8 protein-coding genes and 1 pseudogene are annotated in these 6,594 nt (G+C 57.0%); 2 read left to right on the forward strand and 7 right to left on the reverse strand.

The window, feature by feature from the left end; translation table 11 throughout:
• Positions 1-17: 17 nt before the first annotated feature.
• From D8V06_RS30225 to D8V06_RS30245, 5 genes are all read right to left on the reverse strand, one after another.
• Entirely contained in the window at positions 18-800 is a 783-nt protein-coding gene (locus tag D8V06_RS30225) for a DeoR/GlpR family DNA-binding transcription regulator (protein ID WP_130932413.1), read from the reverse strand.
• A 330-nt stretch (positions 801-1,130) separates the two neighbouring features.
• A complete protein-coding gene (locus D8V06_RS30230; protein ID WP_130932414.1) occupies positions 1,131-1,955 on the reverse strand; it encodes an alpha/beta hydrolase in 825 nt (274 codons plus the stop codon).
• 69 nt (positions 1,956-2,024) lie between these two features.
• On the reverse strand, positions 2,025-2,501 hold the full coding sequence (locus D8V06_RS30235; protein WP_130904781.1) for a hypothetical protein: 477 nt from the start codon (positions 2,499-2,501) through the stop codon (positions 2,025-2,027).
• A 95-nt stretch (positions 2,502-2,596) separates the two neighbouring features.
• A complete protein-coding gene (locus D8V06_RS30240; protein ID WP_130932415.1) occupies positions 2,597-2,782 on the reverse strand; it encodes a hypothetical protein in 186 nt (61 codons plus the stop codon).
• 123 nt (positions 2,783-2,905) lie between these two features.
• Complete coding sequence (locus D8V06_RS30245; protein ID WP_056853461.1) at positions 2,906-3,574, reverse strand: hypothetical protein; 669 nt, start codon at positions 3,572-3,574, stop codon at positions 2,906-2,908.
• A 355-nt stretch (positions 3,575-3,929) separates the two neighbouring features.
• On the opposite strand from D8V06_RS30245, the gene D8V06_RS30250 reads away from it, so the two are divergent.
• Positions 3,930-4,166, forward strand: coding sequence for a hypothetical protein (locus D8V06_RS30250; protein WP_056853460.1), 237 nt, complete (start codon positions 3,930-3,932; stop codon positions 4,164-4,166).
• 192 nt (positions 4,167-4,358) lie between these two features.
• On the forward strand, positions 4,359-5,096 hold the full coding sequence (locus D8V06_RS30255) for a hypothetical protein (RefSeq protein WP_130932416.1): 738 nt from the start codon (positions 4,359-4,361) through the stop codon (positions 5,094-5,096).
• 34 nt (positions 5,097-5,130) lie between these two features.
• On the opposite strand, the gene D8V06_RS30260 is transcribed toward D8V06_RS30255, so the two are convergent.
• Both D8V06_RS30260 and D8V06_RS30265 read right to left on the reverse strand, forming a co-directional pair.
• On the reverse strand, positions 5,131-5,934 hold the full coding sequence (locus D8V06_RS30260) for a hypothetical protein (protein WP_056853458.1): 804 nt from the start codon (positions 5,932-5,934) through the stop codon (positions 5,131-5,133).
• A 338-nt stretch (positions 5,935-6,272) separates the two neighbouring features.
• Positions 6,273-6,594 (reverse strand): annotated as a pseudogene (locus D8V06_RS30265) (hypothetical protein); the annotation flags it as partial.

Below are 6,594 nucleotides of genomic sequence, written 5' to 3' on the forward strand. Positions count from 1 at the left end.
CGCACCTCTACCGGCAGTCACACAGCTTGCACCACCTCAATCCCCAACCCGCGGTAATCCTCGATATTCCCCGAGGCCACATGCCACTCGGTAATCAACGTGTGCAAACGCGAACACGGCGCAACCACGAACGGTTCCACCGCGCCAAGCTTGTCCGCCGTGGTGACCGCAATCACATGGGACGCACTGTCGAGCATCGCCTGTTTCACCGGCACTTCATCAAAATGCAGCGAGCTGATGCCCACTTCCGGGTGAATCGCGCATACCCCGGTGAACAGCAAATCGGCTTTGATCCCTTCAAGTAGACGCAAGGTTTCATGCCCGCTGGCCGACAGCGTCGCCGGATTAAGCTGGCCACCGGCCAAAATCACTTTGACGCCCTTGTACTCCGACAGCGTTATCGCTGTCATGGGCGACGCAGTGACTGCCGTGATGCGAATGTCCAACGGCAACGAACGCGCGATCTGCAATGTGGTGGTGCCGGAGTCGAACATCACGGTCTGGCCGTCTTCAACCCGCTCTGCCGCCAGTTGCGCAAGACGGGTTTTCACCTCGTCGGTCTCGCTGATCCGGGTGAAGTAATCCTTGCCAGTGTCTTTGGGCCGCGGCAACGCCCCGCCGTGGACTCGCTGCACCAGTCCGGCCGCGGCAAGCTCCGACAGATCGCGGCGAATAGTGTCTTCGGACACGGCGAAATGCTGGCTCAGCCCCGACGCCATGACTTTGCCGTCGCGCTCGAGGATCAAGAGGATTTTCTGCCGACGCAGATGTGGGAGTTCGGTTGCGGAGTGATCCTGCATGCTTGTGCCTGTTTGCGCGTTAATCTGCGGGTTTAGCGAGATTAGCCAAACCGCCCGACAAACACAAACCCTCGCACCAGGTATCATTTGTTTCGATCTTTCAAATCATGAAGCCGAATTTTTTATTCAGCGGTGGCCTGTCCAAAATGGCGTCCATCTCTCCTATTCCGGATGAACACTTCATGAATCTGAATTTCGCATTTGCCTGCATGATCGTGGTCTCGTTTACCATCGCACTGGTACATACCTGAACAGTCATCGAACCCCTTGCGAAACCGTGGGTCTGCTCCTGGGAAAAATAAACATGAATGTGCAGGGAGTATCTGCTTCCTAGTCGCAACTTGTCGCATCGGCCAAGCCGATTCGCCGGCCCATTGATTCTTCATCGGCGTGCTGCTGGCAGAGGAACTCGCGTATCGCTTCGGCGGTTCGCCTGGCGCTGGTTACCACAAAAAAATGCCCCTCGCCCTTCAAGACGTGCAGCTCGGCACGGCGTATGGTGCGGCGCAGGATATGCGCGTTGTACAGTCGCACCAGAGTGTCGCGCTCGCCAGTGAGGATCAGTGTGCGCTGGCGCAGACGGAATAACCGCAGCAGGCTTGTCCAACCGACCAGCGCTGTAAGCTGATGGTAATAGGTTCCCGGGTTGGCCGTGAGCATGCCGTTCACCACACCGAAGCGCAGCAGCGTCTGAATCGAATGGCGCGAGCGTTCCTGTTTGCGCAGATTGGCGCTTTTGCTCCTGCCAAAGAAATCCAGGACATCGGCGGGCTTCACCAGCATCGCCGGGCCGGCCGAGGTAGCTGCGAGGATCAGACGGCGCACCATGCTCGGGTACCGCAGGGCGAATTCTTGCGCCAATGCACCGCCCCAACTCACGCCGAACACGTCGATCTGGTCGACTCCCAATTGCCTGAGCATCCCGGCGATCAAGTCGGCATGGCGCGGCAGACGCAGTGGCCAGCGGGGCATTTGCGATTTGCCGACCCCTGGCACGTCCAGCGTGATGGTCTTGTAGTCTGCCAATTGTTCGCGCAGAGGATCGAAAGTGCGGATCAGACCACCCAGGCCGTTGAGCAAGAGCAGCGGCGAGCCTTGACCTCGGATTGAAACGTTCAGCTGCAGATCGTCGACGGTTAATGTGTGCGTTCTCATCGTTTTGCCCCTTGGCATACTTTCCCTGCATACCCTTTCCACACACAACATTGAGCAGAATCACTCATCTCACGCGCCTGGGTTTGTCACTTGAATGAAGATCGACCAGGCCCCCAGCACTATCCAGAACGTCGTAAAAATCCATGGCGTACGAACCGAAAACAGCAAGGCTTTGCGGTAGCCCTTATGGGTGGACTCTCGTTCGGAAAACAAAGGCGATTCGTCATAGGCCAATCCCATTAGTGGTTCACTGCGAAGCAGCTCACTCTGTTTGAAATACCAATGATCGATGATGTCATAGGCCGCTCGTATGCCGGGCCAGGCGTTCAGTGAGCTGAGTACCCCAAACAGCGCCAGAAACGGTGGTACCACCAACGTAAACAGTTTCCCCCACTCGGGGTTCAGATTGGCCATGCAGGACGCAAAGGCAATCACCAAAAATGACTGAGCGGCCAAGTAAGCGTCTGTTCGATTGGCCAGAATACTGGTTTCGTATTGAATCTCCCTTCGGTAGAAATCCAACCGCTCCTTGGGCGATCCGAACATCTTTGCGTTGTGCTCGCTCAATTCGGTTTCGTCGATGTAGGAGGTAAAAATTTTCGGCACGATAGACTCACTCTGATCGGTTAGTGCGGTCGCGTTCAACCCAATGCGGCATCAAGAAACATCATGATGCCTTTGTTACGCAGGCACATGACCAAACTCCTCAGGCCAAAAAGGCGCCGATACTCATTCGGTGATTCACTGAATGCGGCGTCCACAGTCATCTGAAGGTGATGGACAGGAGAAAGTTTATTCAAAGATTTTTCAGATTCGACAAGCGGCATGACCGGCTACCGCTCAAGCATTTATTTCACCAGTCGTCGGTTGAGCTTTCGCACTTCCAAACTTACCTGACGCAAACGCTATCTACACTGCGTCTACTGCAGCCTGGCTCTGCTGCACGTGCATCAATTACTCGCGACATGCCCCGCAGCGCCTGTGTTCACCAGCGCCTTCAACGCTGCATCGAACTGCTTCAACGCATTCACTTGTAGTTCGGTCTGCTGACCAATCTGCGCGGCAATCTGCGGCGCGGCCTTGCCATGCACCCACACCGAAGGCATTTGTTGAGCACGCGAACCTTCAGCCTGGCCGATGTACTGCAAGTTCGCATCGTAGAATTTGGCCATGAATCGCGCCTCAACCTGGCTGTTGCGCTTGGAGACCAGGCGGCTGTAAGTGTCGAGCATCACTACCACATCCGGATGGGCCTGTACCGCCGCATCCAGGCTGTCGTAGACCGTTACCGACGCGAACTCTTTCTGCAACGATGCCATCAACCAATTGATCGCCCGTTGCGGATCGGAGCTGTCAACAAACGCCTGGCTGATCCGCGAATCCAGTTGGGGATTCTTCGCACCGTTCACTGCCACCGCGTGGTAGCGCTCGAGGTATTGCTGGGTGTTAAGGGTGTTTTCGCTATAGAGCACCGCCACGGTCTTCGCCTGTCGCAAACTGGCAGCACTGTCGGCAATGGGCAGGAAGTGGCAGGACGGGTCAGCCGCAACGGCCGGATCGGCAACAGCAAAGCCACCGCTTAATACGGCGATAAAAGCCAGCAAGGTCGACATTCTCATCGCGCTGATTCCTTCAAAGGCGAGATCGATATGACCCTATCCTCCTCTGATGACAGAAAAACAGAACTTGCATTGCTTAATGATGAGTATCGAGCAAATGAATGGTCGCTATGAGCGCACGCGCCCAATCGTCCGCAGAACGCGAGGCATCTCGTACCTTGATGAATTGCCGCGAGTGATACATCGCGGATACCTCAGCGCCTTCTACTGTTTCCCGCGTGTTACCTCAGCGACGTAGTTGTCACTTCTGCGCCGCGAGGCAGGCCAATAGAGTATGGCCTTCGGTGAGTTTTCAGGGTTGACAGCCTGTCGGCCTTGCCCTGCGCCGATCCCCCATCACGGAAGAGGTGAAATCATGAGTTTTGTGAAAGTGGAAAAAAACCAGAGCAGTGCCCCGTCGGAAGCCGACATGAAAAAAGCCATGGTCGAGGCTGGCGGAACACCGGGCGAGTGCAGCGGCACCAATGCTGCCCGTACCTTGACTTACACCGGCGTGGTCAATCACACCGTGTATGAGAACAAGCTGATCGAGGTCGCCAAGGGCAAACGTACCAGCTGGAATTTCGTCTGGGCCGACGCGCAGGCCGCTTGAAACCAGGGCGGGGCGGCCTCTGGGTCGCCTCGTCGTTGCTTGCATTTGATACAACGCGGTTACCCGCCTGTAACGCCAAGATACTTCGCTCCCCTGCCCCATGAACCTAGAGTGAAGCCCTCAATGGACCGACCGGGATCACTCTCCGCCGCCCCATTGATTGCCCAACACACCACCAAGGAAGAGGGAACCATGAGCAAATCAATTGCTGTCAGCCAACAAAGCCAGCAGCTTCACAATGATGTGCAAGAAGCCGTCAAATCGATCATGGGCGCAACGCAACTGAAGACGTCAGACTATAACCGGGTACTGAGATCGGCCCTGGCGGCAACGCATAAAGTCGTCACCATCGAGATCGCCGCCGGCGATCTGACCCTGCTGAAAAAATCTGGCTACAAGCTGTGCTTTGCCAAGAAAGTCGGCACAGCAGACTACAACGTGGTCTGGCAGTCGTATGACGCATACCTGAGCAACAACGAGTTCAGCTGGACTCCGCAATATCAGCTGTTCGCTTCCAACGTGTTCAAGGAAAACGTTCAGGTCAAAGTCTCGACCAATATCGTCAACATAGGATTGGGGCAGACTTCGACACTCGATGAACACGGCCTGTTGAGCCCGGCGGTAACGGGGGGGCCGGACATCTCCATGACCTTCGTGAACAACTACGCACCGATTCATCCAGGCATCAACCAATTGTCCACCGGCATCGATGGCAAACAGGTCAGTACGCCGATCTATGTGGCCGTCGATCAGGTGGTCACCGGCAACACGGTGTTGACCCCCGTCGAAACCATCCTCGTGTGGTTCGAACAGAACGTGCAGACCAGCACCATGTTCAGTACCTCACGCTCCAAGGCGATCGAAATCGACCTGACGTTCGATAACACCGCAGGTCGCCTTTACGAAGGCGGTCAATGGAAAACCGTGTAACCCCTGTAACGGGGCGGCCTCAGGGTCGCCCCTTTTACTCGTCGATCGCGCCGTTGGCAAAGTAGCCCGTCAACGACAGGCAGATCGACTCGGCCAACGCTTCCTGGGTGGCGATGCCATAGGGCTGGTTGCGGTCGAACTGTGCCGACCATCGAATCCGCCCCTGCGCTACATCCACCAGCCGCAACGACGCCCGCACCCGTGCCGGCTCGACCCGCACGCTGCCCTCCAGGCAATAGCAGTAGCGTCCACCGCGCCCCATCGCGGCAGCTTTGACGCTGTTGCGCGGCACTTTCAGCAATACATGGTTGGTGCCTGTTTGGGTTTGTTCGAATGACTCAAACAAGCGGCAGCTCAACTCCTCACACAGCCCTCGGGCAAAATCGTCGCCGTCGCGGGTAATGCAGGTGAACGGCTGGATCTGCAACACCGGGTGGCGCGTGCCGATGTGTTTATGCCGAAAACGCTGATACACCAAGCGATAACAACCCGGGGGAATGCTCAGCCGTACCGGCTCTTGCTGGCCGCTGGTGGCGTAATGCGCGGCGAGCTTGCGCCGCAACCGGCCGACCTGCACCCGCACCACCGGATCGTCACCCGTGCAATAGACGGCCGGATCACGACGAAACACCGCGATGCCAATGGCGTACTCGGTGAGCTGGGTGTTGGAAGATTGCAGGTCATGCTCGACCAGAAAGCGCAACAAACTGCCCATGCGCCGCGATTTGGCAAATAACGGACTGGCCAGCAACGACGCCAGCACCCGCTCCATTTCTTCTCGATCAAGCGGTTCGGGAAGCCCGTCCGCACTCGATTCGACCATGCTCTTGATCACCATCGCCTGCCTCCGTGCAGGTTGCCGACAGGAATAGAAATCGTACTCCGTGGGTACACACGCAACGTCAGCCGAGAACAGGCTCGGACGCTGCAACGACGAAGCTTAGCAGCCGTGCCGGAATGAGCAGGCGAATGCAGTGATAGCAACCTGACATCCGACGAACGTTAGCTTTCGGATCGGCCATACACTTAAGCGTTATCACTTTGTGATGAGGAACGGGTTCGCATGAACGACGCGCACCCAAGGTGCGCAAGAAACAGCGCCGAAACGCCAGGCGAAAAAAACCCGCATCACTGCGGGTTTTCTTTAGGGCTCAAGCGGATTGCCTCAACCACGACTCAATGGGTTTTTTTCGACCCCGACGGACCGGCATTGGTCAGTCCCTTGGTGTTGTGATCACCCGGTGTAGTCGTCGAGACGGCCCGGGCTTTGCTGATGCCACGGGTGTCTTTCGAACTGGCAATGCCTGAAGTCGCGGTGCCATGACCGTTGTCGTCATTGCGCTCACCGCCATAATGGTTACCGCTCACCCCGTGATTGCGGGTGGCTTTACCGGCATGATCGCTGGCCAGACCCTTGCCATGACCGCTGCTGGCGGAGCTGCCGCCGTGGTCGGAACCGCTGCGACCACCGCTGTGACCACCACCATTCCCGCCGCCG

Source organism: Pseudomonas sp. Sample_24 (assembly GCF_004307605.1).
GTDB lineage: Bacteria > Pseudomonadota > Gammaproteobacteria > Pseudomonadales > Pseudomonadaceae > Aquipseudomonas.

What these genes read in the sequence shown, in the direction of transcription:
- D8V06_RS30225 (WP_130932413.1), bottom strand. Translation starts at nt 800, where the DNA reads ATGCAGGATCACTCCGCAACCGAACTCCCACATCTGCGTCGGCAGAAA.
- D8V06_RS30230 (WP_130932414.1), bottom strand. Translation starts at nt 1,955, where the DNA reads ATGAGAACGCACACATTAACCGTCGACGATCTGCAGCTGAACGTTTCA.
- D8V06_RS30235 (WP_130904781.1), bottom strand. Translation starts at nt 2,501, where the DNA reads ATGTTCGGATCGCCCAAGGAGCGGTTGGATTTCTACCGAAGGGAGATT.
- D8V06_RS30240 (WP_130932415.1), bottom strand. Translation starts at nt 2,782, where the DNA reads ATGCCGCTTGTCGAATCTGAAAAATCTTTGAATAAACTTTCTCCTGTC.
- D8V06_RS30245 (WP_056853461.1), bottom strand. Translation starts at nt 3,574, where the DNA reads ATGAGAATGTCGACCTTGCTGGCTTTTATCGCCGTATTAAGCGGTGGC.
- D8V06_RS30250 (WP_056853460.1), top strand. Translation starts at nt 3,930, where the DNA reads ATGAGTTTTGTGAAAGTGGAAAAAAACCAGAGCAGTGCCCCGTCGGAA.
- D8V06_RS30255 (WP_130932416.1), top strand. Translation starts at nt 4,359, where the DNA reads ATGAGCAAATCAATTGCTGTCAGCCAACAAAGCCAGCAGCTTCACAAT.
- D8V06_RS30260 (WP_056853458.1), bottom strand. Translation starts at nt 5,934, where the DNA reads ATGGTGATCAAGAGCATGGTCGAATCGAGTGCGGACGGGCTTCCCGAA.